Source organism: Pseudomonas sp. UBA6310 (genome assembly GCF_002438225.1).
In the GTDB taxonomy this organism is placed as follows: Bacteria; Pseudomonadota; Gammaproteobacteria; order Pseudomonadales; family Pseudomonadaceae; genus Pseudomonas_O; species Pseudomonas_O kuykendallii.
In genome coordinates this window covers 1-23,113 of the sequence record NZ_DJTK01000066.1, presented here as the reverse complement: position 1 = coordinate 23,113, position 23,113 = coordinate 1, and the positions used below count along the sequence as shown (strand labels likewise).

At 62.4% G+C, this 23,113-nt stretch carries 27 protein-coding genes, 1 tRNA gene and 1 pseudogene; 16 read left to right on the top strand and 13 right to left on the bottom strand.

Annotated features, from left to right (window positions below):
* Positions 1-8 precede the first annotated feature (8 nt).
* Positions 9-878 (top strand): LysR family transcriptional regulator, encoded by an 870-nt coding sequence (locus B3E91_RS15675; protein WP_287030383.1) that lies wholly within the window; start codon positions 9-11, stop codon positions 876-878.
* Between the two features lie 59 nt (positions 879-937).
* On the opposite strand, the gene efp is transcribed toward B3E91_RS15675, so the two are convergent.
* Both efp and earP read right to left on the bottom strand, forming a co-directional pair.
* Positions 938-1,504, bottom strand: a complete 567-nt coding sequence (gene efp / locus B3E91_RS15670; protein ID WP_090231047.1) for an elongation factor P — start codon at positions 1,502-1,504, stop codon at positions 938-940.
* 125 nt (positions 1,505-1,629) lie between these two features.
* The gene (gene earP, locus B3E91_RS15665; protein ID WP_287030381.1) at positions 1,630-2,772 is read right to left on the bottom strand and encodes an elongation factor P maturation arginine rhamnosyltransferase EarP; all 1,143 of its coding nucleotides are present in this window, start codon (positions 2,770-2,772) and stop codon (positions 1,630-1,632) included.
* Positions 2,773-2,957: 185 nt separating this feature from the next.
* Between earP and B3E91_RS15660 the strand changes: the two genes are divergently transcribed.
* From B3E91_RS15660 to B3E91_RS15640, 5 genes and pseudogenes are all read left to right on the top strand, one after another.
* Positions 2,958-4,592, top strand: coding sequence for a methyl-accepting chemotaxis protein (locus B3E91_RS15660; protein WP_287030380.1), 1,635 nt, complete (start codon positions 2,958-2,960; stop codon positions 4,590-4,592).
* A 474-nt stretch (positions 4,593-5,066) separates the two neighbouring features.
* Positions 5,067-6,101 carry a hypothetical protein gene (locus tag B3E91_RS15655; protein ID WP_287030378.1) on the top strand — a complete coding sequence of 345 codons (1,035 nt, stop codon included), beginning with the start codon at positions 5,067-5,069 and terminating at the stop codon, positions 6,099-6,101.
* 79 nt (positions 6,102-6,180) lie between these two features.
* On the top strand, positions 6,181-6,867 hold the full coding sequence (locus B3E91_RS15650) for a hypothetical protein (protein WP_287030377.1): 687 nt from the start codon (positions 6,181-6,183) through the stop codon (positions 6,865-6,867).
* A gap of 26 nt (positions 6,868-6,893) precedes the next feature.
* A complete protein-coding gene (locus tag B3E91_RS15645; protein ID WP_287030376.1) occupies positions 6,894-7,163 on the top strand; it encodes a hypothetical protein in 270 nt (89 codons plus the stop codon).
* Positions 7,164-7,340: 177 nt separating this feature from the next.
* A pseudogene (locus tag B3E91_RS15640) lies at positions 7,341-7,439 on the top strand (type II toxin-antitoxin system mRNA interferase toxin, RelE/StbE family); the annotation flags it as partial.
* A 104-nt stretch (positions 7,440-7,543) separates the two neighbouring features.
* Here the strand turns inward: B3E91_RS15640 and B3E91_RS15635 are convergent.
* Positions 7,544-7,633 (bottom strand) — tRNA-Ser (locus B3E91_RS15635).
* A gap of 271 nt (positions 7,634-7,904) precedes the next feature.
* On the opposite strand from B3E91_RS15635, the gene B3E91_RS15630 reads away from it, so the two are divergent.
* Together B3E91_RS15630 and B3E91_RS15625 are read left to right on the top strand one after the other, a co-directional pair.
* Positions 7,905-8,594: a crotonase/enoyl-CoA hydratase family protein gene (locus tag B3E91_RS15630; protein WP_287030375.1), complete on the top strand. Its 690-nt coding sequence runs from the start codon at positions 7,905-7,907 to the stop codon at positions 8,592-8,594.
* 144 nt (positions 8,595-8,738) lie between these two features.
* The gene (locus B3E91_RS15625; protein ID WP_273234745.1) at positions 8,739-9,455 is read left to right on the top strand and encodes a 1-acylglycerol-3-phosphate O-acyltransferase; all 717 of its coding nucleotides are present in this window, start codon (positions 8,739-8,741) and stop codon (positions 9,453-9,455) included.
* A 56-nt stretch (positions 9,456-9,511) separates the two neighbouring features.
* On the opposite strand, the gene B3E91_RS15620 is transcribed toward B3E91_RS15625, so the two are convergent.
* Positions 9,512-10,270, bottom strand: coding sequence for an amidotransferase (locus B3E91_RS15620; RefSeq protein WP_287030374.1), 759 nt, complete (start codon positions 10,268-10,270; stop codon positions 9,512-9,514).
* Between the two features lie 168 nt (positions 10,271-10,438).
* Between B3E91_RS15620 and B3E91_RS15615 the strand changes: the two genes are divergently transcribed.
* The 4 genes from B3E91_RS15615 to B3E91_RS15600 all read left to right on the top strand — a co-directional run bounded on the left by B3E91_RS15615 (position 10,439) and on the right by B3E91_RS15600 (position 11,438).
* Positions 10,439-10,666, top strand: coding sequence for a hypothetical protein (locus B3E91_RS15615; RefSeq protein ID WP_287030373.1), 228 nt, complete (start codon positions 10,439-10,441; stop codon positions 10,664-10,666).
* 40 nt (positions 10,667-10,706) lie between these two features.
* Complete coding sequence (gene ptrC, locus B3E91_RS15610) at positions 10,707-10,910, top strand: type III secretion system co-regulatory protein PtrC (protein ID WP_287030372.1); 204 nt, start codon at positions 10,707-10,709, stop codon at positions 10,908-10,910.
* A 91-nt stretch (positions 10,911-11,001) separates the two neighbouring features.
* The gene (locus B3E91_RS15605; RefSeq protein ID WP_273234740.1) at positions 11,002-11,151 is read left to right on the top strand and encodes a hypothetical protein; all 150 of its coding nucleotides are present in this window, start codon (positions 11,002-11,004) and stop codon (positions 11,149-11,151) included.
* Positions 11,152-11,207: 56 nt separating this feature from the next.
* Positions 11,208-11,438 (top strand): hypothetical protein, encoded by a 231-nt coding sequence (locus B3E91_RS15600; RefSeq protein WP_273234738.1) that lies wholly within the window; start codon positions 11,208-11,210, stop codon positions 11,436-11,438.
* A 20-nt stretch (positions 11,439-11,458) separates the two neighbouring features.
* Here B3E91_RS15600 and B3E91_RS15595 read toward each other — a convergent pair whose 3' ends face one another.
* The 5 genes from B3E91_RS15595 to B3E91_RS15575 form a co-directional block, all read right to left on the bottom strand.
* Positions 11,459-11,788, bottom strand: coding sequence for a hypothetical protein (locus B3E91_RS15595; RefSeq protein ID WP_287030370.1), 330 nt, complete (start codon positions 11,786-11,788; stop codon positions 11,459-11,461).
* On the bottom strand, positions 11,785-11,952 hold the full coding sequence (locus B3E91_RS15590; RefSeq protein ID WP_287030369.1) for a hypothetical protein: 168 nt from the start codon (positions 11,950-11,952) through the stop codon (positions 11,785-11,787). The genes B3E91_RS15595 and B3E91_RS15590 overlap by 4 nt, the downstream gene beginning before the upstream one ends.
* Before the next feature lie 134 nt (positions 11,953-12,086).
* Entirely contained in the window at positions 12,087-14,231 is a 2,145-nt protein-coding gene (locus B3E91_RS15585) for a 3-hydroxyacyl-CoA dehydrogenase NAD-binding domain-containing protein (protein WP_287030365.1), read from the bottom strand.
* Between the two features lie 151 nt (positions 14,232-14,382).
* The gene (locus tag B3E91_RS15580) at positions 14,383-15,588 is read right to left on the bottom strand and encodes an acetyl-CoA C-acetyltransferase (protein ID WP_287030364.1); all 1,206 of its coding nucleotides are present in this window, start codon (positions 15,586-15,588) and stop codon (positions 14,383-14,385) included.
* 432 nt (positions 15,589-16,020) lie between these two features.
* On the bottom strand, positions 16,021-16,908 hold the full coding sequence (locus B3E91_RS15575) for an AEC family transporter (protein ID WP_287030359.1): 888 nt from the start codon (positions 16,906-16,908) through the stop codon (positions 16,021-16,023).
* Positions 16,909-17,084: 176 nt separating this feature from the next.
* Between B3E91_RS15575 and folE the strand changes: the two genes are divergently transcribed.
* Entirely contained in the window at positions 17,085-17,630 is a 546-nt protein-coding gene (gene folE / locus B3E91_RS15570; RefSeq protein ID WP_090231059.1) for a GTP cyclohydrolase I FolE, read from the top strand.
* A 57-nt stretch (positions 17,631-17,687) separates the two neighbouring features.
* Here folE and B3E91_RS15565 read toward each other — a convergent pair whose 3' ends face one another.
* Together B3E91_RS15565 and B3E91_RS15560 are read right to left on the bottom strand one after the other, a co-directional pair.
* Positions 17,688-18,290, bottom strand: coding sequence for a glutathione S-transferase family protein (locus tag B3E91_RS15565; protein ID WP_287030353.1), 603 nt, complete (start codon positions 18,288-18,290; stop codon positions 17,688-17,690).
* 24 nt (positions 18,291-18,314) lie between these two features.
* Positions 18,315-19,481: a PLP-dependent aminotransferase family protein gene (locus B3E91_RS15560; protein WP_287030352.1), complete on the bottom strand. Its 1,167-nt coding sequence runs from the start codon at positions 19,479-19,481 to the stop codon at positions 18,315-18,317.
* 78 nt (positions 19,482-19,559) lie between these two features.
* Here B3E91_RS15560 and B3E91_RS15555 point away from each other — a divergent pair, with 78 nt between their 5' ends.
* Positions 19,560-20,015, top strand: a complete 456-nt coding sequence (locus B3E91_RS15555) for a MarR family winged helix-turn-helix transcriptional regulator (RefSeq protein WP_287030347.1) — start codon at positions 19,560-19,562, stop codon at positions 20,013-20,015.
* 4 nt (positions 20,016-20,019) lie between these two features.
* Here the strand turns inward: B3E91_RS15555 and B3E91_RS15550 are convergent, their stop codons facing one another.
* Positions 20,020-20,655 (bottom strand): hypothetical protein, encoded by a 636-nt coding sequence (locus B3E91_RS15550; RefSeq protein ID WP_287030337.1) that lies wholly within the window; start codon positions 20,653-20,655, stop codon positions 20,020-20,022.
* A gap of 152 nt (positions 20,656-20,807) precedes the next feature.
* Here B3E91_RS15550 and B3E91_RS15545 point away from each other — a divergent pair, with 152 nt between their 5' ends.
* The gene (locus B3E91_RS15545; RefSeq protein ID WP_282341724.1) at positions 20,808-21,425 is read left to right on the top strand and encodes a LysE family translocator; all 618 of its coding nucleotides are present in this window, start codon (positions 20,808-20,810) and stop codon (positions 21,423-21,425) included.
* Positions 21,422-22,612 carry a benzoate/H(+) symporter BenE family transporter gene (locus tag B3E91_RS15540; protein WP_273234719.1) on the top strand — a complete coding sequence of 397 codons (1,191 nt, stop codon included), beginning with the start codon at positions 21,422-21,424 and terminating at the stop codon, positions 22,610-22,612. Before B3E91_RS15545 ends, B3E91_RS15540 begins: the two co-directional genes overlap by 4 nt.
* 382 nt (positions 22,613-22,994) lie before the next feature.
* Here B3E91_RS15540 and B3E91_RS15535 read toward each other — a convergent pair.
* The coding region (locus B3E91_RS15535; protein ID WP_287030475.1) for a hypothetical protein at positions 22,995-23,113 on the bottom strand (119 nt) is incomplete at its 5' end.

Sequence of the window (23,113 nt, the reverse complement as noted above, 5' to 3'; positions counted from 1 at the left end):
CATCACCCATGGAATTGATCTGGTTGGAAGATTTCGCGGCCCTCGCCGAGCACGGCAACTTCTCGCGGGCCGCCGAGGCGCGACACGTCACCCAGCCGGCCTTCAGCCGGCGCATCCGCGCGCTGGAAAACTGGATGGGTGCCGAACTGTTCGAGCGCAGCGTGCACGGCGCCAACCTGACCGACGCCGGCCGCCAGGTGCTCGGTGGCGCCCAGGACCTGACCCGGCGCCTGCAGCAATTGCGCAGCGAGGCGCAGGAGGTCGCCGGCAAGGCCGCCAGGACGCTGCAGTTCGCCGCGACCCACTCGCTGTCGTTCACCTTCTTCCCGCGCTGGATTCGGCGCGCCGAGCGCGGTGCGCCGATCGAGGCCGTACGCCTGCTGTCCGACAGCATGGCCAACTGCGAACAGATGCTGCTGCAGGGCCAGGTTCAATTCCTGTTGTGCCACGGCGACCCGCACGCCTCGCCGCTGTTCGAGCCCGAGCGTTTCCACAGCAAGGTGATTGGCAGCGACGTGCTGCAGCCATTGGTCAGCCCTGCGCTAGGGCCGGGCGATGCGACCGGCGCCCTTCCCTATCTGGCCTACAGCGCGGACTCGGGGCTCGGCCGGATCGTCGCCGCGCGGCTCGCCAGCCGGGCGACGCCGCACGCGCTCGATGCCCTGTTCAGCAGTCACCTTGCCGCCGTGCTGATGTCCATGGCGCTGGAAAACAAGGGCGTCGCCTGGCTACCGGAAAGCCTCGCCGAGGCGGAAGTCGCGGACGGCGCACTGATCCGCGCGTTCGACCAGGACTGGGACATCCCGCTGCAGATCCAGCTGATCCGCCCAAAGGCCCCGCTGAGCGATTTCGCCGAGGCGTTCTGGGCGCGTCTCTGACATTTGTGCAGGCATGAAAAAGCCCGGCACATGGCCGGGCTTTTTCGTCGCGACAAGGATCAGGCCTTGATGCGCGACTTGTACTCGCCGGTACGGGTATCGATCTCGATCGAGTCGCCGATTTCGCAGAACGCGGAAACCTGCAGCTCGGCGCCGTTGTTCAGGCGCGCGGTTTTCATCACCTTGCCCGAGGTATCGCCACGTACGGACGGCTCGGTGTAGGCGATCTGGCGAACGATGGTGGTCGGCAGTTCGACGGAGATGACCTTATCGCCGAAGAAGATCGCTTCGCAGACGTCGGTCATGCCGTCTTCGATGAAGGTCAGCACGCTTTCCAGGTCGTCTTTCTCGATCTCGTACTGGTTGAACTCGGTATCCATGAACACGTACAGCGGATCGGCGAAGTAGGAATAGGTCACTTCCTTGCGATCCAGAATGATCGGCTCAAGCTTGTCGTCGGCCTTGTACACGGTCTCGGTAGCGGAACCGTTGAGCAGGTTCTTCAGCTTCATCTTGACCACGGCGCTGTTGCGGCCGGACTTGTTGAACTCGGCTTTCTGGATGACCCAGGGAGCGCCGTTGATGTTGGCTACCTGGCCAGCGCGAAATTCTTGTGCGGTTTTCATACGGGGTATCCGGTTGGATGAGTGACGAAAAATTGGCCGCCTATGATAGCCAATTTGCACCGAGCTGTAACCAGGGGCCGACCGGGGGGCCCAGGCACCTGAGTCAACGGGGTCGGCCCGCGCGGTCAGGGGCGTGGAATCGCCCGGGAGAACGCCAGCAGTTGCGTGGCCAGATCCTCCTGTACCGCCAACGCCGCACACCAGTGCTCGGCATGCGCGTTCAGTTCCGCCTCGTGCTGGGCGACTTCCGTCCATGCCGCGCCAATCGCTCCGCCGGCATTCCAGGCGCGCCAGAGCGCCTCGGACGCGGCGCGCACCGGAGCCGACAGCCCCTCGAGGTAGAGCCTGAGGAACGCCTCCAGCTTGTCCCAGTGCGCGTCGTCCTGCTGGGGATAGATGTGCCAGAGCAACGGACGGCCGGCCCACTGCGCGCGGAGGAAGGAATCCTCGCCGCGAACGGCGTTGAAATCGCAGCACCACAGCAGACGGTCGTAGTCACCCTGGCTGAGGAACCTCAGCACCTGAATCGTCAGGGCGCCGCGCGCGAAACGCTCGCCGGCGCGGACGGACTCCACGCCGAGCCAGGCGGCAAGGCTCGTCCCGATGCGACCTTGGGGAACCAGCAACTGGGTGGGTCTGCTGTCGCCGGACAGCGCCTCCAGCCAACTGCCCAGTGCCGGGTTCTCATAGGCGAACAGCGAGACCAGACGGGCTTCCGCCACGCGGGCCACGCCGAGACCGGAGAGAAAAGCGGCCTGGGCCGCCGGGTCGCTCTGGAATGCCTCACGGCGCTCGAGCAGATCGCCTTCGCGCAACAGGCCGCCGGTGCCGGAAACGAAGCCGGGAAAGAAGAAATACTTGCGCACGCCATTCGGCTGCAGCGACGGCAACGCGTGGCAGTTACCCACCCACTCCTCGGCGCTGAGGTATTCGAGGTTCAGCCAGAGACTGCGCGCGTGGCTGGCCATGGCGGCCTCGTAAGCCTCGGGCAACTGGCAGGCGAACGCCTCGATCACCACGTCAGCGGGCTCGGTAGCGTTCGGCCAGCGCCGAGGCCATTGTCGAACCTCGACACCTTCATGCCACTGCTGCGCCGCGAGCGGGTCGGCTTGCGGACACAGCGCGGCGAACGCAGCGAGGTCGTCGACCCACAACCGGACCTCCTGGCCATGCTCGCGCGCCAACTGCTTCGCCAGACGCCAGGTCACCCCGATATCGCCGAAGTTATCCACCACTGCGCAAAAGATGTCCCAGGATCTGCCCTGCATGCCCGCCTCGTTCGATCGGATTTCAGATTGATGATGCTCTTTACTATCGGAGCAATAGTTAAACCGACATGGCCTTTCTGTAGACTTCCTGTAGAGTTTTATTGACGTCAATATGACATCACACAGCAGGCACTTCCGCTAGGCTGTTCAGGCGATGGATCGCGCGTTTCCCCACGGGTGAAAAAATGAATCTTACCGTCAAGGCGAAGCTGGGCCTCAGCTTTGCCTCCGTCACCGCCACGGCACTGCTCGTCTCGCTGATTTCCCTCTACGCGCTCAACGCCGCCAACGACCGACTCTCGGACATCGTTCACGGTGCCAACGAACGCAGCCAGTTGGCCGGCAAGGCCCGTCTGGCCACAACCCTAAGAGCCATCGCCGCACGCAACCTGGTACTGGTCAGCGAGAACGACGATCGCCAGCACGAGCGCGCGGCGGTGCTGGCCGCCCACGAGGACGTGCAGACCACCATGGGCCAGCTGAAGCAGAAGATCGCTGCCAGCCCGGACGTAACGCCCGAAGAGAAGGACCTGGTTGCCCGCATCGACAGCGTCGAAGCGCAGTACGGCCCGGTGGCGTTGAAAATCGTCGACCTCGCCTGGAAAGGCGACCGGGAAAAAGCCATCAGCATGATGAACACCGACTGCATGCCGCTGCTCAGCCAACTGATCGCGGCTACCGGCGACTACATGGCCTACAGCGAACGCCAGGCCGAGCGTGATTTGGGCGACGCCCAGAATGCCTACTTCAACCAACGCAACCTGCTTCTGCTGGTCTGCGTCGCCGCCATCATCCTCGCCGCGGTGCTCGGCCTGGCCATCACCCGGGGCCTCTTCACCTCCTTGGGAGCGGAACCTTCGCTGCTTTCCGACGAAGCCCGGCGTGTCGCCGAGGGCGATCTGCGCGCCGCCGCCACCAGCCAACCCGCGGGCAGCGTGATGGCATCGCTCGGCGAGATGCAGGCGAAACTCAACGAGCTGATCGGCAGCGTGCGCGGCTCGGCCAACGTCATCTCCTCGGCGGCCGAAGAGCTTTCCACCAGCGCGGAGCAGACCCGCGCCGGCGTCGCCGCGCAGAAATCCGAGGTCGACCAGGTCGCCGCGGCGATGCACCAGATGACCGCCACCGTGCAGGAAGTCGCGCGGCATTGCGAACAGGCCGCCGCCGCGGCACAACACGCCACCAACGAAGCTACCGCAGGCAGCGGCATGGCGAGCCGTGCAGTGAGCCAGATCGAGCGTCTTTCCGGCGAAGTGAACCGCTCGGCCGAGGCCATGGGCCGTCTGCAGCAGGAAAGCACCAACATCGGCGGCGTGCTGGACGTGATCAAATCGGTCGCCGACCAGACCAACCTGCTGGCCCTCAACGCCGCCATCGAAGCCGCCCGTGCTGGCGAAGCGGGCCGCGGTTTTGCCGTGGTCGCCGACGAAGTACGCAGCCTCGCGCGCCGGACCCAGGACGCCACCCAGGAAATCGAAACGCTGATCGCCGGGCTACAGAAGATCGCCCAGGAAGTCTCCGCCATCATGCTCAACTGCAAGGTGACCAGCGACGCAACGGTCAAGGACGTTGGCGACACGGGCAACGCCGTCCTGAGCATCACCCGCAAGATCAGCGACATCCAGCAGATGAACCTGCAAATCGCCACCGCCGCCGACCAGCAAAGCCAGGTCGCCGAGCAGATCAGTCGCAACGTCCACAACGTCAGCAGCATTGCCGACCAGTCAGCCAGCGCCACCGACGAAACCGCCGCCTCGAGCATCCAGCTCGCCCGCCTGGGCAGCGACCTGCAATCGAAGGTGGCGCGTTTTCGGCTCTGACGCTCGGCCAGAAGCCGCAGCTGTCAGCACGGCTGGCCGATCCCGGAAGGCCCGGAAAGCAAAAGCCCCGAGAACCTGCTGGCTCTCGGGGCTTTCTGCTTATGGTCTGGTGCGAAGGCGGGATTCGAACCCATTTCGGCACACATTCGTTAGCGGCAACTTCGGTCAAAGCCAGCCAAAACAAGCCTCCCCTTCTCTTTCATTCGGTAACTCTTGCCTTGCATGGGATTTGGTTTCGACACCATGGCTTCCGGGCATTGTTCTTCGCTTCATCTGCAAGCTAATCTCCGCTCAACCGCCAGCTCGCTGGCAAAGGGACCTGCAGAGCTGAGGCCGGTGTATAACGCTCCCTCGTAGCGCATGCCGCTGACTAGAGCTGTGCGCTAGATCTGCAAGAGCTTTTTATCCACCAATTTTCGGTTTGTTATGCACCAATTGGTGTCTATTTGTAGTTATACATCATAGGGCTATTGAGTGAAAACTCCGAATAAGAATTATGATGGAAAGCCAACAGCATATTTAGACCACAACATACTTGATGTATTTGTGAAAAATCGAGATTTGCCATTTGCAACTGAGCTTAAAGATAAATATCAGATTGTTTATTCAGATGAAACGCTCAAGGAAATTAAGCGCTCAGGAGATAATAGCTCACACTTTCTTGAAGCTCTTGAAAGCCTAGAGGCAATGCACCTTCAGATCTTTGTCACTGAAAGCTTTAAGGTAACTGATAATGCCACATTAAAAGAATTAAGCCCCTTCGATGCATTTGAAAATTACTGTAAAAATATTGAGCCAGTTTATGAGGCAATGGAAAAAGCCACAGCACAGTCATTGCTTAAATTCCATGGTGGCCGAATAGGAAGCGACCTTGATGAAATCAACAGAGAGCAAATAGATTCATTTGGCAGTTTAATGAACTATATTTCAGATCGAATTGACGAAGTCAAAGACTTAGCCCCTGGAATAGATGCCGCAGTCTCTACCTATACGAAAGAAATGCAAAACAGCTTCAATGAGGCCCTTGCTCAATCAACAGCGGAGCTGCGTAAACATATAGAAGATGAATTTAACTATTCTGGCGTTCAGACATACCGCGATCATATGAAAGTCGGGCCAAAGCAACTGAACAACATTAAGCCGCCGAACGTAATAGAAAAAATTTGGGAGATATATAAAGAACTTGATGGCTACAGAGATAATAATTTTTTAATAGAGCAATTTTTAGGGGTTTCAAAAAACCCAATTTACAACAGAGAAATGTATTTACACGAAAAAGTGACATCTGCATACAACGTGTTAAATGTTATTGGCTACTACCCCGATTCCAAAATGAAGAATGACAGAAGATTCACTGCCGCAATGAGTGATGCGGGACACGCCGCTATAGCTTCGTTTTCACATTATTTGTTTTCGCGAGATGCTGCCTTCATACATAAAACCAGAGCCGTGTATGAATATCTCCACGTCAAAACCCAAGTCATCGAAGTAATCATTAATGACGTATAACAACTGGTTCAAACCGTTCGCTTCGCTCACTAGGACGGGCTAAAGCCCGCCCCTTAACCAAACGTTAGAGGAATTACGCGTGACGATGAAACAAGGCATCGATGACCTTGCTGCTCTTGAGGAAGCTTTCGGCCTTCCTAAAGGATTCATCGACAGCCTCATCAATGAAGATGATTGGTCTCTAATCATCAAGTCGCACGCCTTATTGGAATCCGCGTGTGCAGATATGCTTTGCCATTACTTTGGCAAGTACCAACTCGGCGACATATTTGCGCATCTCGATATGAGCAATAAAAAATTTGGAAAAACCGCCTTTATCTCCGCCCTCAAACTGCTAAGTAAAGCAGAAAGGCGATTTATATCCGAGCTCTCGGAGCTCAGGAATATGCTTGTGCATAACGCATCGAATGTAACATTTTCTCTGGAAAAATATTTCTCAAGCCTAACCAAAGAAAAACAGAAAAGCCTCCATTCTGCCTTAAACCTCCGTCTAGAAAGAATTTCATCAAAAAACGAAATTATTGAAGGCGTTCACCTTCTAATAAAAACACCTAAAGCTGTAATCTGGAGTTCATTAACCCAGTGTTTAAGCAGCATTTACATTCAAGATGTTTTTGCCATAAAAAGAAATGAACTACTGAATGACGCGCTAGAAAAAATCAAAATTTCAGGGCCAATCGAGATTAGGCAAGAGGATATTCTTCTACCAATTGGTTCAAAGCCGTTTGCTGCGCTCACTCGGGACCGGCTAAAGCCGGCCCCTTAACCAAACGTTAGACCTGCGGAGGATGCATGAAGAGCTTTGACCGCTTTGCCCATCAAGGTGTTAAACAAGAACTTTTGCGCCTCAAAGAACTTACGAGTGCCTTCGGCGATTTTGAACATGGAAGCAGCGGAGATGGAGAAATTACCATCCAAGGCCTTAACGCAACCTTTTACGCCAGAAAATACAAAACAAAAAGCGGCTGGCGCCTCGTCACATATAAGAGCGGCAAGGAAACAGAGATTTTTCCGCCTACAACTGAGGCAGTTCTAGAGCACATAAGAAATGAATTCGGGTAAGGTCTAAAAATACGTTCAACTGCCGCTCACTTCGTTCGCTGGACAGCCAAAAGCTGCGCTTTTGTCTGCCCGTTAGCTTCATCGTTAGGCCGCATTTGGCACTATAGAGGCGTTGCGGGCAGATAACTCCGTAGAGTTCCACCTGGACTCCAGCATCCTGTAGATCATTCGATGGATGACCTCACCGGAGCCTATTCCAAGCACATCAATATCCAGCACAGACTGGCTTATCAATCGCTCCAGGATGAACAGACGGTGAAGGTGCTCAGGCGCTGGCCATCTACGCGTGACCGACGGTCGACAGTTCTTCGACACCTGCAGGCCCGCAAAGCAAAAAGCCCCGAGAACCTGCTGGCTCTCGGGGCTTTTGCGTTTTGGTCTGGCGGTGAAGGTGGGATTCGAACCCACGATACGGTTTCCCGTATACACACTTTCCAGGCGTGCTCCTTCAACCGCTCGGACACTTCACCGGATCTCGGCGGACTGTCTGGTCCGTCGAGGCGCGCTAATTTAGTCGAAGGACGCCGCGAAGGCAAACTTTTTTTCAGGCTATTCATGCGTTTAGGTGGCGGTTGTTTTTAGATCGCCGTCCCGGTCGCCGCAGCGGAGTGATCTACAGCCTCCATGCCCCTTAACCGGACGGAAAACCGCGGGAAGGCTGACTCACCGGTCAGTCACGGCGCTTTACCTGTGGCCTGTGGGTGGGTAAGTTCGGCCGACTAATTCCAAGGAATACCCGCCATGAGTGAGCTGATCTCCTACCACCTCGACGACGGCGTCGCGACCCTGACGCTGAGCAACGGCAAGGTCAACGCGATCTCCCCGGACATGATCGTCGCCTTCAACGAGGCGCTGGATCGAGCGACGCAGGACAAGGCGATCGTCATCGTCACCGGCCAGCCCGGCATTCTCTCGGGCGGATACGACCTCAAGGTGATGACCTCGGGCCCGCAGAACGCCATCGCGCTGGTGGCGCAGGGTTCGACGCTGGCGCGGCGGATGCTCGCGCACCCCTACCCGATCATCGTTGCCTGTCCCGGTCATGCAGTGGCCAAGGGCGCCTTCATTCTGCTCTCGGCGGACTACCGGATCGGCGTCGAGGGTCCGTTCAACATTGGTCTGAACGAAGTACAGATCGGCATGACCATGCATCACGTCGGTATCGAGCTGGCGCGTGACCGCCTTGGCAAGGCCGCGTTCCAGCGCTCGGTCATCAATGGCGAAATGTTCGACCCGCAGGGCGCGCGGGAGGCCGGTTTCCTCGACCGGGTGGTATCGGTCGGCGAATTGCTGCCTACCGCGATGGCCGTCGCCGCGCAGTTCAAGAAGATCAACATGAACGCGCACCGCAAGACCAAGCTGAAGGTTCGCAAGGCGCTGCTGGAAACCCTCGACGAGGCCATCGAGCTGGATAAACAGCACGCCGTCTGAGGCGCAGGAAAGCACCCTAAAAGCCCGGCCCCGTGCCGGGCTTTTTGTTGCCAAGTGCCCGGTCGGCGGGGCCGTGAATCCCGATTGCCGAAAACAGTGAACACTCATACACTCGGCGCCGTTTTCATTCCCGGGCGACGATCGATGCTGTTTCTCCTGCGTATGTTCTTCATGGGCGTGCACTTCATAGTGGCCGGCATCCTCGGTTTGCTGATCGGTATCTGCCGCCCGTTCAATCCGGATAACAGCCGTCTGTGCGCGCGCCTCTACGCACTGGGCGGGCTGCCGATTCTGGGGTTGCGGCTGAACGCCGAGATGGCCGCGCAAAAGGATCTGCGCACCTGCGTTTACATCGCCAATCACCAGTCCAATTACGACCTCTACGTACTCGGCCGCGTCGTCCCGCGGCGCACGGTGAGCATCGGCAAGAAGAGCCTGAAGTGGGTGCCCTTGTTCGGCCAGCTGTACTGGCTGGCCGGCAATGTGCTGATCGACCGCAGCAACGCCCGCCAGGCACGCCAGGCGCTGCTGGCCACCACCGATACGCTGCAGCACCGGGACACCTCGATCTGGGTGTTCCCCGAGGGCACGCGCAACCAGGGTGACTTGCTGCCGTTCAAGAAAGGCGCGTTCCAGATCGCCGTGGATGCCGGCGTCCCCATCATCCCGGTCTGCATCAGCAGCTACGCACGGAGCATGCGCCTGAATCGCTGGAACAGCGGGCGCGTCCTGATCCGCTCGTTGCCCGCCATCCCGACCCTGGGGTTGACCCAGGCCGACCTGCCCGCGCTGGCGGAGCGCTGCCGGGTGCAGATGCAGCTGTGCATACAGGCGATGGACCGGGAACTGGCGCGCGACTGAATCGGTACGGATACGAAAAAGCCCGGCAATCGCCGGGCTTTTTTGCTGGGCGGCGATCAGGCCGTGTCGGTGACCTTCTCGCGGGCTGGCGAGAACTGTGCGAGCCGTTCGCCGGCGACGAAGCGCATGATCCACTCGGCCACCGTGGGTCCGTGGTGCGGATGCTCGAGGCTGGCGATGCCCTGCTGGTAGACATGCTCGCCGATGCACTTCTGGCGGATGTCCAGCAGCGCCCGGGAATAGTCCGGAATGAACTCCGGATGGCCCTGGAAGCACAGCACCTGATCCTCGATACGATAGGCGGCGATCGGGCAGAAATCGCTGGAGGCCAGCACCGTAGCGTTTTCCGGCAACTGCGTGACCTGATCCTGGTGGCTGATCAGCAGCGTCAGTTCCTCCACCGCCGGCTTCATCCAGGCCGGCTGCTCGGCGAGGCGGTATCGGTGGATGCCTACGCCCCAGCCCTGTCGCGCGCGCTCGCTGCGACCTCCCAGCAGCAGCGCCAGCAACTGGTGGCCGAAACAGATCCCGAGCAGCTTGTCGCCGCGCTGGTAACGATCGAGGAGAAAGGCTTTGAGCGTCTGGATCCACGGGTCGCTGGCGAAGGAATCGGCCTTGCTACCGGTTACCAGGTAGGCGTCGTAGCGCTCGTCGTCGCCCGGGTAGACGCCGTCGACGACGTTGAACAGCTCGAAACGGGCCGGAATCGGTTGCTGCGCGAACAGGCGCTCGAACATGCGCCCGTAACCCTGATAACGGTCGACCAGTTCGGGACGAAGGCTATCGGTTTCAAGAATGCAGATACGAAGCGACATTGGCGAATCCCGATTGTGACGATAAGGCACACCCACTGCGGGTGACGGCCTTTTCTTAACATAGCCTCCACTTCTGCGAAACAGGCTTCGGCTCACTGGCACGCTCCGTGACCGTATCGAGCCAGACGATGGGCCGCGCCTGAATCATCAGCCGCTTCGATGTTCACCATGCGCGCCATTCACTTCCTGGCGCACCGGCACTCGGCAATGATTCAGCCATCGGGCACATCGCCCCATTGCCATTTCGAGGATACGCAGATGAACAAATACGCCGCCATCGCCAGCCTTATCGCAGCCTCCGCATTCGCCACGCCGACCTACTCGGAGTTCTATCGTCCGACGCCGAAAAGCACCCGCCAAAGTGACCGCAAGGCAGCCGCCAGCAAGCATCCCTGATACGGACCGCCACTTCGCGGTGGCGCCGAGGAGACGAACGATGACCAATGTTCTTCACAGCAAGCATGCCTACGGCGTCACCTACGTGACCGTGAGTGATGCGGGGCTGGAGTTCGAAAGCGAGGCAGCACTGCACCTCGACGATGGCGGCCTGATGACCCTGAAGGTTCCGACCCTGCACAGCGAGCGAATGGCCGTGCATGACCTGCTCTGTTTGCAGAACGGCATATGCCAGGCGGCCTGAGGGCCGCTGGTTTTTTTCGCTTCAACACATCGATCAGATCGATTGCTTTTCCCGCCATTGTCGAGATAGTTATCGAAAGGAGTAATAGCTCATGCATAGCCAGACGTTGAAATTCGCTCGCAATGGCGCCTTCGGGGCTATCGGCCTTTACCTGCTGGTCGCGCTGCCGCTGCTGGCGACAAGCATGGCACCCCACACCGCCAACGCCGCGCCGCCCGTGGCGACGGACGCGTCCCGCTGACCTCGCCGCCCGTGTTGCCCGACGCGACGCACGCGGCCCGATCGTAGATAACCACGATGAAAATGCACAGGGGACACCTTCTCGTCGTAGCTGCCTTCGCCCTGTTCACCAACGGTTCTACGTTGCTGGGCTTCGGCACCGGGTCGGCCGGCGCGCTGGCCCGCACCCTCGAAAGTCTCTCGAAGCTCTCCCGCAGCATCGAGTTGCGCCAGGCGCTGGAAGCGCTCGATGACAGGCCGCCACGCGGCCCCGGCGATACCTTCGCCACACCGTTCCTGCCGGTCTGAACCACACCGGCGCTCAGGTGCTATTGCTTGCGCCGGTTTTCCATCTCGCTGCCGATCTGCCGACGCTGTTGCTCCAGCGAAGGGCGCTCCTGCACGGAAGGTTCGGGCGCCACGTCGCGCGCGTTGTTGTTCGAGTTGTAGGCCGGTGCGTTGGGCGCACGCGGCGCCACCGGTGCACGCGGCGCTTGGTTCGAGACGCTACCCGGAGCGACGCTGCCGGCAGCGCCGCCCGACGGCTGCTGCACCGGAGCGGCCTGCATGCCCGCCGAATCGGCGGCGACGCCTGCGCTGGCAGACACGCACAGCGCGAACAGTAACGGCAAACCAGCGGTTCGGATGACGATATTCATGGCTGCTCGCCTCCCTTGGTCTGCTTGCGTAGTTGCTCTTCGGTGGTTTTCTGATCTTCGGCGCGGGGCTGTTCGCCCTCCTGATTCATGCGCTTGTTCTTCTCGCCGACCTTGCTCGCCTGCTCTTCGGTGTTCTCGACCGACTCTTTGCGCTGGCCTGACATGCTGAGGTCCTCCGTTGTGGGTCCTGGAGTTTTGGCAGCGCGCGCAGGCAAAGGTGCTGTCGAGTGGCGTCCGCCAGCTGACCGGCGGGCAAGAAAAAGCCCGGCAGTGCCGGGCTCGTTGTACCTCTCACGGCTCAGAAGCGCGCGCCGCTGGCCGCCTTCTCCAGCAACAGCGCCGGGGGCTCGAAGCGCTCGCCGTACTGTTCGGCGAGGTACTGCGCACGGGCGATGAAGTCATCGATGCCGTACTGGTTGATGAACTGCAGCGCACCGCCGGTCCAGGCGGCGAAACCGATGCCCATGATCGAGCCGACGTTGGCATCGGCCACCGAGTTCAACACGCCCTCCTCCAGGCAGCGCACGGTTTCCAGGGCCTGCACGAACAGCAGGCGGTCGCGCACGTCCTCCTCGGAAATGCGCGCCTCGGCCTTCTCGAAGTGCTCCCTGAGTCCGGGCCACAGGCGCTTCTTGGCACCGGCCGGATAATCGTAGAAGCCGCCTCCGGCCGCCTTGCCGGGGCGTTTGTACTCCTCCAGCATCAGCGCGATGGTGGGGAACGCCGGGTGCTGTGGCACCGGTTTGCCTTCGCCGGCGAGGTCCTTCTCGGCCTGCTGGCGGATGTGCTGCATCAGGCTCAACGAAACCTCGTCGGAGATCGCCAGCGGGCCGACCGGCATCCCCGCCTTCCGCGCCTCGTTCTCGATCAGCGCCGCACCAATGCCTTCGCCGAGCATGGCGATGCCCTCGTTGGTGAAGGTGCCGAACACCCGCGAAGTGAAGAAGCCGCGGCTGTCCTCGACGACGATGGGCGTCTTCCTGATCTGCTGGACGAAGTCGAAGCCGCGCGCCAGGGTTTCGTCCGAGGTCTGCGCGCCGCGGATGATTTCCACCAGCGGCATCTTGTCCACCGGGCTGAAGAAATGCAGGCCGATGAACTTCTCCGGGCGCGCCACCGCCGACGCCAGGCCGGTGATCGGCAGCGTCGAGGTGTTGGAGGCGATCAAGGCATCGGGCAGCGCCGAGGCCTCGGCGCTGGCGGTGACCTTGGCCTTCAGCGCACGGTCCTCGAACACCGCCTCGATGATCAGGTCGCAGCCGGAAAACGCCGCATCGCTGTCGGTCGGCTGGATCCGCGCGAGGATCGCATCGCGTGCTTCCGCGCTCATGTGGCCGCGGCCGACCTTCTTCTCCAGCAGCTTGGCCGAGTAGGCCTTGCCCTTCTCGGCCGCTTGCGTCGACACATCCTTGAGCACCACCTCGATGCCGGCGACCGCCGACACGTAGGCGATGCCCGCGCCCATCATGCCGGCGCCGAGCACGCCGACCCGGCTGACCTTGCGCCGCTCGAAGCCCTTGGGCCGGGAGCCGCCGGCATTGATCTCGTTGAGCTGGAACCAGAAGGTTCCGATCATGTTCTTCGCCACCTGGCCGGTCGCCAGCTCGGTGAAGTAGCGCGTCTCGATCAGTTGCGCGGTGTCGAAATCCACCTGCGCGCCTTCCACCGCGGCGCACATGATCTTCTCCGGCGCGGGGAAGCAGCCCTTGGTCTTGTCACGTAGCACGGACGGCGCGATGGTGAGCATCTGCGCCACCGCCGGGCTCGACGGCGTGCCGCCGGGAATCTTGTAGCCCTTCTGGTCCCACGGCTGGCTGGCGTTCGGGTTGGCCAGCACCCAGGCCCGCGCCTGGCTCAGCAGGTCTTCGCGGCTGCTGGCGAGGGCATGGATCAGGCCGGCCTTGAGCGCTTCCTGCGGCCGCACCTTCTTGCCTTCGGCAAGGTAGGGCAGCGCCTTCTCCAGCCCGAGCAGGCGCACCATGCGCACCACTCCGCCCCCGCCGGGCAACAGGCCGAGGGTGACTTCCGGCAGGCCCAGCTGCACGCTGGAATCGTCCAGCGCGATGCGCTGATGGCAGGCCAGGCAGATTTCCCAGCCACCGCCCAGCGCCGCGCCATTGATGGCGGCCACGACCGGCTTGCCGAGCGTTTCCAGGCGGCGCAGTTGTGCCTTCAGGCCAAGCACCATGCGGTAGAAGCTCTCCGCATCGGCGGGCGTGACCTTGATCAGCTCGTTGAGGTCGCCGCCGGCGAAGAAGGTCTTCTTGCCCGAGGTGACGATCACCCCGGCGATCGAATCCTTCTCCGCCTCGAGGCGCGCGACGGTGTCGGCCATGGCGGCACGGTAGGTCGCATTCATGGTGTTGGCGCTCTGGCCGGGCATATCGATGGTCAGCAGGACGACGTTGTCCTGGTCTTTCTCGTAACGGATGGCGTCGGTCATTGTGTTGTTCTCCTGGTGGAGGAGCGCTTCAGGGGCATTACGAGCGAAGGTCAGGCAAGGCGGAAATCCCCTGAGTTGGCTGCAGCCAATGAGCATTCTCGGAGGATTTTCCAACGCGGCATGGCCGAGCGCAGTAGCCCGTGATCGCTCCTCAGAGGCGTTCGATGATGGTGGCGATACCCATGCCGCCGCCGACGCAGAGCGTGGCCAGGCCGTAGCGCAACTGGCGGCGCTCCAGCTCGTCGAGCAGCGTGGCGAGGATGATGCAGCCGGTGGCGCCGAGCGGATGGCCCATGGCGATGGAGCCGCCGTTGACGTTGACCCGGTCTTCGCTGACGCCCATCTCGCGCATGAAGCGCATCACCACGGAGGCGAACGCCTCGTTGACCTCGAACAGGTCGATGTCCTCGACCCGCAGCCCGGCCTTGGCCAGCGCCTTGCGCGTGGCCGGCGCCGGGCCGGTGAGCATGATGGTCGGATCGCTGCCGGTCACCGCGGTGGCGACGATACGACCGCGCGCCTTCAGGCCCAGCTCGCGGCCCTTGGCCTCGGAGCCGATCAGCATGGCCGCGGCGCCATCGACGATGCCCGAGCTGTTGCCCGGCGTATGCACGTGCTCGATGCGCTCCAGGTAGCTGTACTTGCGCAGCGCCGTGGCGTCGAAGCCCATCTGCCCCATCATCTCGAAGCTCGGCTTGAGGGCGCCTAGGCCTTCCAGGGTGGAATCCGCGCGGATGAACTCGTCGTTGTCGAGCAGGACGATGCCGTTCTGGTCGGTCACCGGCACCAGCGTGCGGGCGAAGCGCTGCTCGGCGCGGGCCCGGGCGGCCTTCTGCTGCGAGCGCAGGGCGAAGGCATCGACATCCTGACGGCTGAACCCTCCGAGGGTGGCGATCAGGTCGGCGCCGATCCCCTGCGGGACGAACTGGGTATGCAGGTTGGTTTCCGGGTCCATCGCCCAGGCACCGCCATCCGAACCCATCGGCACGCGCGACATGGATTCCACGCCGCCAACCAGCACCAGGTCCTCGAAGCCCGAGCGCACCTTCATCGCGCCGATGTTCACCGCTTCCAGGCCGGAGGCGCAGAAACGGTTGATCTGCTGCCCGGCGACCTGCTCGTCCCAGTCGGCCACCAGCGCGGCGGTCTTGGCGATATCGGCGCCCTGGTCGCCCACCGGCGTCACGCAGCCGAGCACGATGTCGTCGACCTGCGTGGTGTCCAGGTCATTGCGCTGCTGGATGGCGCGCAACAGCCCGGCCATCAGGTTCACCGGCTTCACGCTATGCAGCGCGCCGTCCTTCTTGCCCTTGCCGCGGGGCGTGCGCACCGCGTCGAAAATCATTGCTTCGGTCATGGTTTGTTCTCGTTTTGATCACGAACGAACCGGCGGCAGGCCGGGGTGAGTTCACCTTAATCGCGCGTGTACAGGAGGCAATGACCGATGCGCTCAGCGGACTTGACCGCGACGCTCAGACGAACGGCAGCCCGCTGCCACGCAGGGCGAGGCGCCTGGAGAGGCTCTGGAACGGGGAATTGCGACGTAAAGGTCCGGGTTGGGACAGGCACAGCGAGGCGGTGCAACAGGACACGGCGAGTGGAGTCTACTCGAACAGACGCTATCGACCGGCGGCGCCGACCGGTCGCAGCACCGTCAACAACAAGAAGAAAGGCCGTGCCTATGTTCAAAAAGCCGAAAATGCGCCAGGCAGGATTGATCGTGGTGGCCATCGCCCTGATCCTGATCGTCCCGAACCTCACCGGCTTCATCGGCTGAAGCCGTCGCCCCTCAGCTCGACGCGGGCAGCAGCCAGAGCAGCAGCAACGGAAGAAACACGAACGAGAGCAACGTCGAACACAGCACCAGGCTCGCCACGTCTTCCGGCGAGCGGTTCGCACGGACCGCGAACAGATAGTTGAACACCGCCACCGGCATCGCCGACTGCATCACCAGCACGCCCAGACTCAGCGGCGGCAGGCCGAGCAGCACGCCGACCAGCCAGCCGACCCCGGCCCCGCACAGAATTCGCAACCCGCCGAGCAGCATCCCGCTGCCCAGATGATGCACTCGGATCGATGCCAGCGAGACCCCGAGGGTGAGCAGCATCAGCGGAATGGTCATCCCGGCCAGCAGATCGAGGCTGTTGTCCAGCCAGCGCGGCAGGTCGATGTCGAAGATCACCAGCGGCAGGGCCAGCACCAGGCTGATCAGGATCGGATTGCTGAAGACCTTCTTCAGCGGGGGCGCGCTGCCGGAAATCGCCGGCCCGATGCTGAAATGCCCCACCGAGAGGACCATGAAGAACGCCACCGCCAGCGCCAGACCGTGCTCACCGAAGGCATACAGGCTCATCGGCAGGCCCATGTTGCCGGAGTTGGGAAACAGGAAGCCCGGCACCAGCACCCGCCAATCTTTGCCCGACATCCTGCTGGCGATCAACCCGACCACGCCCATGGCGACGGTGACCAGCACACAGGCGATGGCCATCTCGGCGAAGGCATGACGATCGAGCTGCGCGCGGCTGAGGGTGGAAAGAATCAGGCAGGGCGTGGCGATGTTCAGCACCAGTTTGGCGATGAAATCGGTGGGGTACGCATGGCCGCTGCGGGCCCAGCCATAACCGAGTCCGGCGGTGATCAGAACGGGGGCCAGAACGGCGAACAACCGGGCCAGCATGGTGACTCCGAAGCAGGAAAACGCCCATGCTAGCGGCCCGCGACACCCGGCCGCAATCGACGGCGGCGAAGCGGCGGAGTTGCGTCCATCAGCCGGTGCACACGCATCAGGCTTGCCAGCCAGACGGCGCCGACCTACCCTGCCGTGCTTATCTGCGTACATCCCTAGGTAGATCAATGTCCCTGGAAAAGAATTACACGGAAATCCTGGCCGAGATCGGCGAGGACGTGAACCGCGAGGGCCTGCTGGACACCCCCAAACGGGCGGCCAAGGCCATGCAGTACCTCTGCCGCGGTTACCAGCAGACGCTGGAAGAAGTCACCAACGGCGCGCTGTTCAGCTCCGACAACAGCGAGATGGTGCTGGTGAAGAACATCGAGCTGTACTCGATGTGCGAACACCACATGCTTCCGTTCATTGGCAAGGCGCACGTCGCCTACCTGCCCAGCGGCAAGGTCCTCGGCCTGTCGAAGGTCGCCCGCATCGTGGACATGTACGCGCGCCGCCTGCAGATCCAGGAAAACCTCACCCGGCAGATCGCCGATGCCGTGCAGAGCATCACCCATGCCGCCGGCGTCGCGGTGGTCATCGAGGCGCAGCACATGTGCATGATGATGCGCGGCGTGGAGAAGCAGAATTCCTCGATGGTCACCTCGGTGATGCTCGGCGAGTTCCGCGAGAACTCCGACACCCGCGCCGAGTTCCTCAGCCTGGTGAATTGAACCGCCCGCCATCGAGCGGCAAGAAAAAACCGGCCCTCGAGGCCGGTTTTTCGTTTCTCAGTCGAGCATCCCGACGTGCCGCGGATGGCTCGCTACCCGCTTCATCCAGGCCTGGATCGCGGGGAAGCCGGCGAGATCGAAACCGCCTTCGTCGGCGATGTGGGTGTAGGCGTAGAGCGCGATGTCGGCGATGGTGTACTGCTCACCTACCAGATACGGCGTGCGCTGCAACTGCTGCTCCATCACCGCGAAGGCGTGGTAGCCGTCGATCAGCTTGGCCTCGTACTCTTCGCGCCGCGCCTCCGGCATGCCCTCCAGCCACTTGATGCGCCGCGCCACGGCCACGAACGGCTCATGGCTGTACTGCTCGAAGAACTGCCACTGCAGCACCTGGGTACGCAGGCGCGGCTCGGTCGGCAGCAGGTCGCTGCCGTCGGCGAGGAAATTCAGGATCGCGTTGGATTCCCACAGCGTGGTGCCGTCTTCCAGTTGCAGCACCGGAATCTTGCCGTTCGGATTCAGCGCGAGGAACTCGGGGCTCTTGGTGCCGCCCTTGAGGATGTCCACCGTCACCCACTCGTAAGGCTTGCCGAGCAGGTTGAGGATGAGTTTCACCTTGTAGCAGTTGCCCGAACGGAAATCGCCGTAAACCTTGTACATGCCGATGCTCCCTATATTCCGTACTCAGGCCGCCTCGGCGGCCTGGGCTTCGCGTATCACGCCTGCCAGCCGCCTGAGGCCTTCGCTCAGTCGTTCCGGCGCCACATGGCTGAAGTTCAGCCGCAGATAACCCGGATTGGCCTCCGGATCGATGAAGAAAGGCTCGCCCGGCATGAAGGCGACATTCTGCGCCAGGGCCGGATTCAACAGTGTGCGCGTGTCCAGCGGACGATGCAGCTTGAGCCAGTAGAAGAGCCCGCCCTGCGGCACTTCCCAGCTGGCGAGGTCGCCGAAATGCACTTCCAGCGCGGCCTGCATCGCATCGCGGCGGGTGCGATAGAAGCTGCGCAACTCGACCAGGTGCGCGCGGTACTGCTCGCTGCCCAGCCACTGCAGCGCCTGCCACTGGCCGATGCGGTTGGTGTGCAGGTCTGCCGACTGCTTCAGCCGCAGCAGATGCGGATAAAGGTCCGGCGTGGCGATCAGAAAGCCCACGCGCAGCCCCGGCAGCAATGTCTTGGACACGGTGCCGGTGTAGATCCAGCTGGTTTTTTTCAGGCGCGTGACGATCGGCGTGGCGCTGCCGCCGTCGAAGGTCAGCTCGCGATAGGGTTCGTCTTCGATCAGGGTGACCTGGAATTCGTCGAGCAGCGCCGCCACGGCATCGCGCTTGGCCTCGCTGTAGCGCACCGCGGACGGATTCTGGAAGGTCGGGATCAGGTAGGCGAAGGCCGGCTTGCGGGTCTCCAGCGCTTCGCGCAGGGCGCTCAGTTCCGGACCATCGGCTTCCTGCGGCACGCCGATGCAGTCGGCGCCGAACAGCTGGAATGCCTGCAGCGCCGCCAGGTAGGTCGGCGCTTCGAGCAGCACTTCGGTGCCCGGATCGATGAACAGCTTGGCGGCGAGGTCGAGGGTCTGCTGCGATCCGCTGACGATCAGCACCTGGCTGGCCTCGCAGGCCATGCCCAGCGCGCGCGCCTCGGCGGCAATCGCCTCGCGCAGCGCCGGCTCGCCTTCGCTCATGCCGTACTGGCCGATGCTCGCCGGGAGCGCGCTCCAGTCCATCGCCGGCAGCATGGATTCGGCCGGCAAACCACCGGCGAAGGACATCACTTCCGGACGCTGCGCCGCGGCGAGAATTTCGCGAATGAGGGAACTCTTGAGACGGGAAACGCGTTCGGAAAAGGCCATGATGTCACCGGGGCAAGGCGTGGAATTTTGGTCAAACTGCTTGACCGAAACTACGCTGCCCGTTGTATAAACGTCAATATGACTGACCTAAAAAAATCGACCGATCAGCGCCAGGCGATGGAAGCCTTCTTTTTCGGCTACCAGGCCTTCACCGCCAAGCCCGACGAGATGCTCGCGCGGCGCGGACTGTCCCGCGTGCACCATCGCATCCTGTTCTTCATCGCCCGCTATCCGGGGCTCAGCGTGAAGGAGCTGCTCAGCTACCTGGGCGTCAGCAAACAGGCGCTGAGTACCCCGTTGCGCCAGTTGGTGGAGATGCGCCTGGTGCAGAGCGTGACCGCCGAGGATGACAAACGTAAGCGCCTGCTCGGTTTCACCGCCGAAGGTGCGAAGCTCGAGCAGGCCCTGCGTCGCGAGCAGGCGCGAATCCTCCAGCGGGTGTTCGCCGAGACCGGCGAGCAGGCGGTGGAAGGCTGGCTGGCGGTGAACCTTGCGCTGAGCGCCGGGCGCCTGGCCGGCGGCGAAGAGGACTGACGTCTCAGGCGATCTGCTCGCGCACCTCGGCCGCGCCCTTGAAGAACACCACCATCATCGCCAACGTGGCGCCGAGCAGGGGCAGCATGCCCAGCAGCATCAGCACCAGGGTCGCCATCATCAGCCCGCCGACGATCTCCAGCCAGGCCATCAGGCGGAACGCCGGATAGACGTTCTGCACCTTCAGCAGCCGAATGCCGTACCAGGTGCTGCTGGCGCCAAGCGCGAACACCAGGCCGAAGTACACCAGCGCTTCCCAACTGAAATGGGTGAACGAGCGGTTGCCGAAGGTCAGGTCGAAGGCTTCCATCAGCAGGCTCAGCGCCACCACCGTCCACACCGGCGCGCTCAGCCCGCGCGCCTCGAAGCGGGCCTGGGCGAAGCTGTTCAGGCGCAGCAACAGGTAATCCCCCAGCAGCACCATGACCAGGCCGAGCCAGTTCGAGTAGCGCTCCAGCCCGGCCTGCGCGGTCAGTCCGCCGACGAACGCCAGCACCAGCAGCACCAGTGTGCCGAGCACCGAAACCAGGCTCAGCCAGCCGAGCAGTTCCAGTTGCGCGACACTCCAACCAGGCAGTTTCGAGGGGCGGTGGTCATCGACCAGTGCGACCTGGGGCGCGCTGTAGGGGTTTTCTTCCATGTTCCGATCTCCATGACACTGGACAGTGCAGACAGTACCTACCGATACAGTTCAATAACAGTCCTCGACTGTACCGCTCAAAGCAAAACCGGCTGTATGGCGACGCCATCCGGGGGCGCCCTTAGGCTTTCCGCTCCCAAGGAGAACGCCCCATGAGCCCGGACCTGCTGGTCGCCCTGATCGCCTTTGCCTTCGTCACCTCGGTAACGCCCGGACCGAACAACATGATGCTTCTCGCGTCCGGCGTTAACTTCGGTGTGCGTCGTACGCTGCCGCACATGCTCGGCATCAGCCTGGGCTTCATGCTGCTGGTGATCGCCGTCGGCCTTGGCCTCGGCCAGCTGTTCGAGCGCGTGCCGCTGCTGTTCACCGCGCTGCGCTACCTCGGCGCGGCCTACATGCTCTACCTCGCCTGGAGGATTGCCGGCTCCGCCGCGCCGCAAACCCGCGCCGACGCGCGTGGCAAACCGTTCACCTTCCTTCAGGCCGCCGCCTTCCAGTGGGTCAATCCAAAAGCCTGGATCATGGCGATAGGCGCCATCACCACCTATGCGCCCCAGGAGAACTTCATCGTCAACGTGCTGCTGATTGCCGCGCTGTTCGCCCTGATAAACTGCCCCAGCGTCGGCCTCTGGACGGTTGCCGGCAGCCTGTTGCGGCGCTGGCTGGAGCGGCCACGCATCCTGCGTGTGTTCAACGTCGGCATGGCGCTGTTGCTGGTGGCCTCGCTTTACCCCATTTTCGCGGATGTTCAGGGAGCGTTCCGATGAATCAGATGACGACGGCGCGGGTGCGTCCGTTCGCCGACAGTGCGCCCTCAGCCGTAGTGGCCGGCTTCATCGCCATGCTGGTTGGCTACACCAGTTCGCTGGTGCTGATGTTCCAGGCCGGACAGAACGCCGGGCTCAGCGGCGGCCAGATCGCTTCGTGGATCTGGGCACTGTCGATCGGCATGGCGGTGTGCAACATCGGCCTGTCGCTGTACTACCGCACGCCGGTGACCGTCGCCTGGTCCACGCCGGGCGCGGCGCTGCTGGTGACCAGCCTTGCCGGTGTGCCGTACAGCGAGGCGATCGGTGCCTACCTGTTCAGCGGCGCGCTGGTGCTGCTCTGCGGCCTTACCGGCAGCTTCGAGAAGATCATGCGCAAGCTGCCCGGCTCGCTGTGCGCCGCCCTGCTCGCCGGCATCCTGTTCAAGATCGGCAGTGAGATCTTCGTCGCCGCGCAGCACCGTACCGGGCTGGTGCTGGGCATGTTCTTCTCCTACCTGATCGCCAAGCGTTTGGCACCGCGCTATGCGGTGCTGGTGGCGCTGTTGGTCGGCTGCGTGCTGGCGGGCGCCCTGGGGCTGCTGGATTTCAGCCACTTCACCCTGGAACTGGCGGCACCGGTGTGGACCACGCCGAGCTTCTCCTTCGCCTCCGTGGTCAGCATCGGCATTCCGCTGTTCGTGGTGATGATGACCTCGCAGAACATGCCCGGCGTCGCCGTGCTGCGCGTCGACGGCTACCAGACACCCGCCTCCCCGCTGGTCAGCGCGACCGGGATCATCTCGCTGATCACCGCCCCGTTCGGCGCCCACGGCATCGGTCTGGCGGCGATCAGCGCCGCCATCTGCACCGGCCCGCACGCCCACGAAGACAAGAACAAACGCTACACCGCGGCCTTCTGGTGCGGCATCTTCTACGCCATCGCCGGCACTTTCGCCGCCACCCTGGCCGCGCTGTTCGCCGCCTTCCCGCGCGAGCTGGTACTGTCGATCGCCGCGCTCGCCCTCCTCGGTTCGATCATGAATGGCCTGACCAATGCCATGCAGGACGCCCGCGAGCGCGAGGCGGCGCTGGTGACCTTCATGATCACCGCCTCCGGCATGACCCTGCTGTCCATCGGCTCGGCGTTCTGGGGCATCGTCGGCGGCGTGGTGACCCTGCTGATCCTCAACGGGCGCAAAGCCTGATCGCACTCAACGCGCCGCGCTCGCAGCAGCTCGGCTCTCCAGGATGGTCTCGATACGCTTCCGTAGGGTGCGCCATGCGCACCGTGGCCGCCGTCGCGTAACACATCCGCGGCAATCGGGGACCGTCTCGGTGCGCGCGGCGCACCCTACGGATGCGGTTGCAACCCGATTGTAGGGTGCGCCGTGCGCACCATCGGCGCCATCGCATCCGGCCTGATTCATCACGCGACCGAGGCGATCGGGGACCGGCGCGGTGCGCGCGGCGCACCCTACGGTGGCGCCGTGCATAAAAAAACGCGGCCGAAGCCGCGTCTGAAGGGGGGTGAAACGAGGAGTACAACGACGTGCAGACGGAGCGCGCCAGGCGCGCCCCGAGGGTGGGTCAGAAGAAGCCCAGCGGGTTGGTGTCGTAGCTGACCAGCAGGTTCTTGGTCTGCTGGTAGTGGTCGAGCATCATCTTGTGCGTCTCGCGGCCGACGCCGGACTTCTTGTAGCCACCGA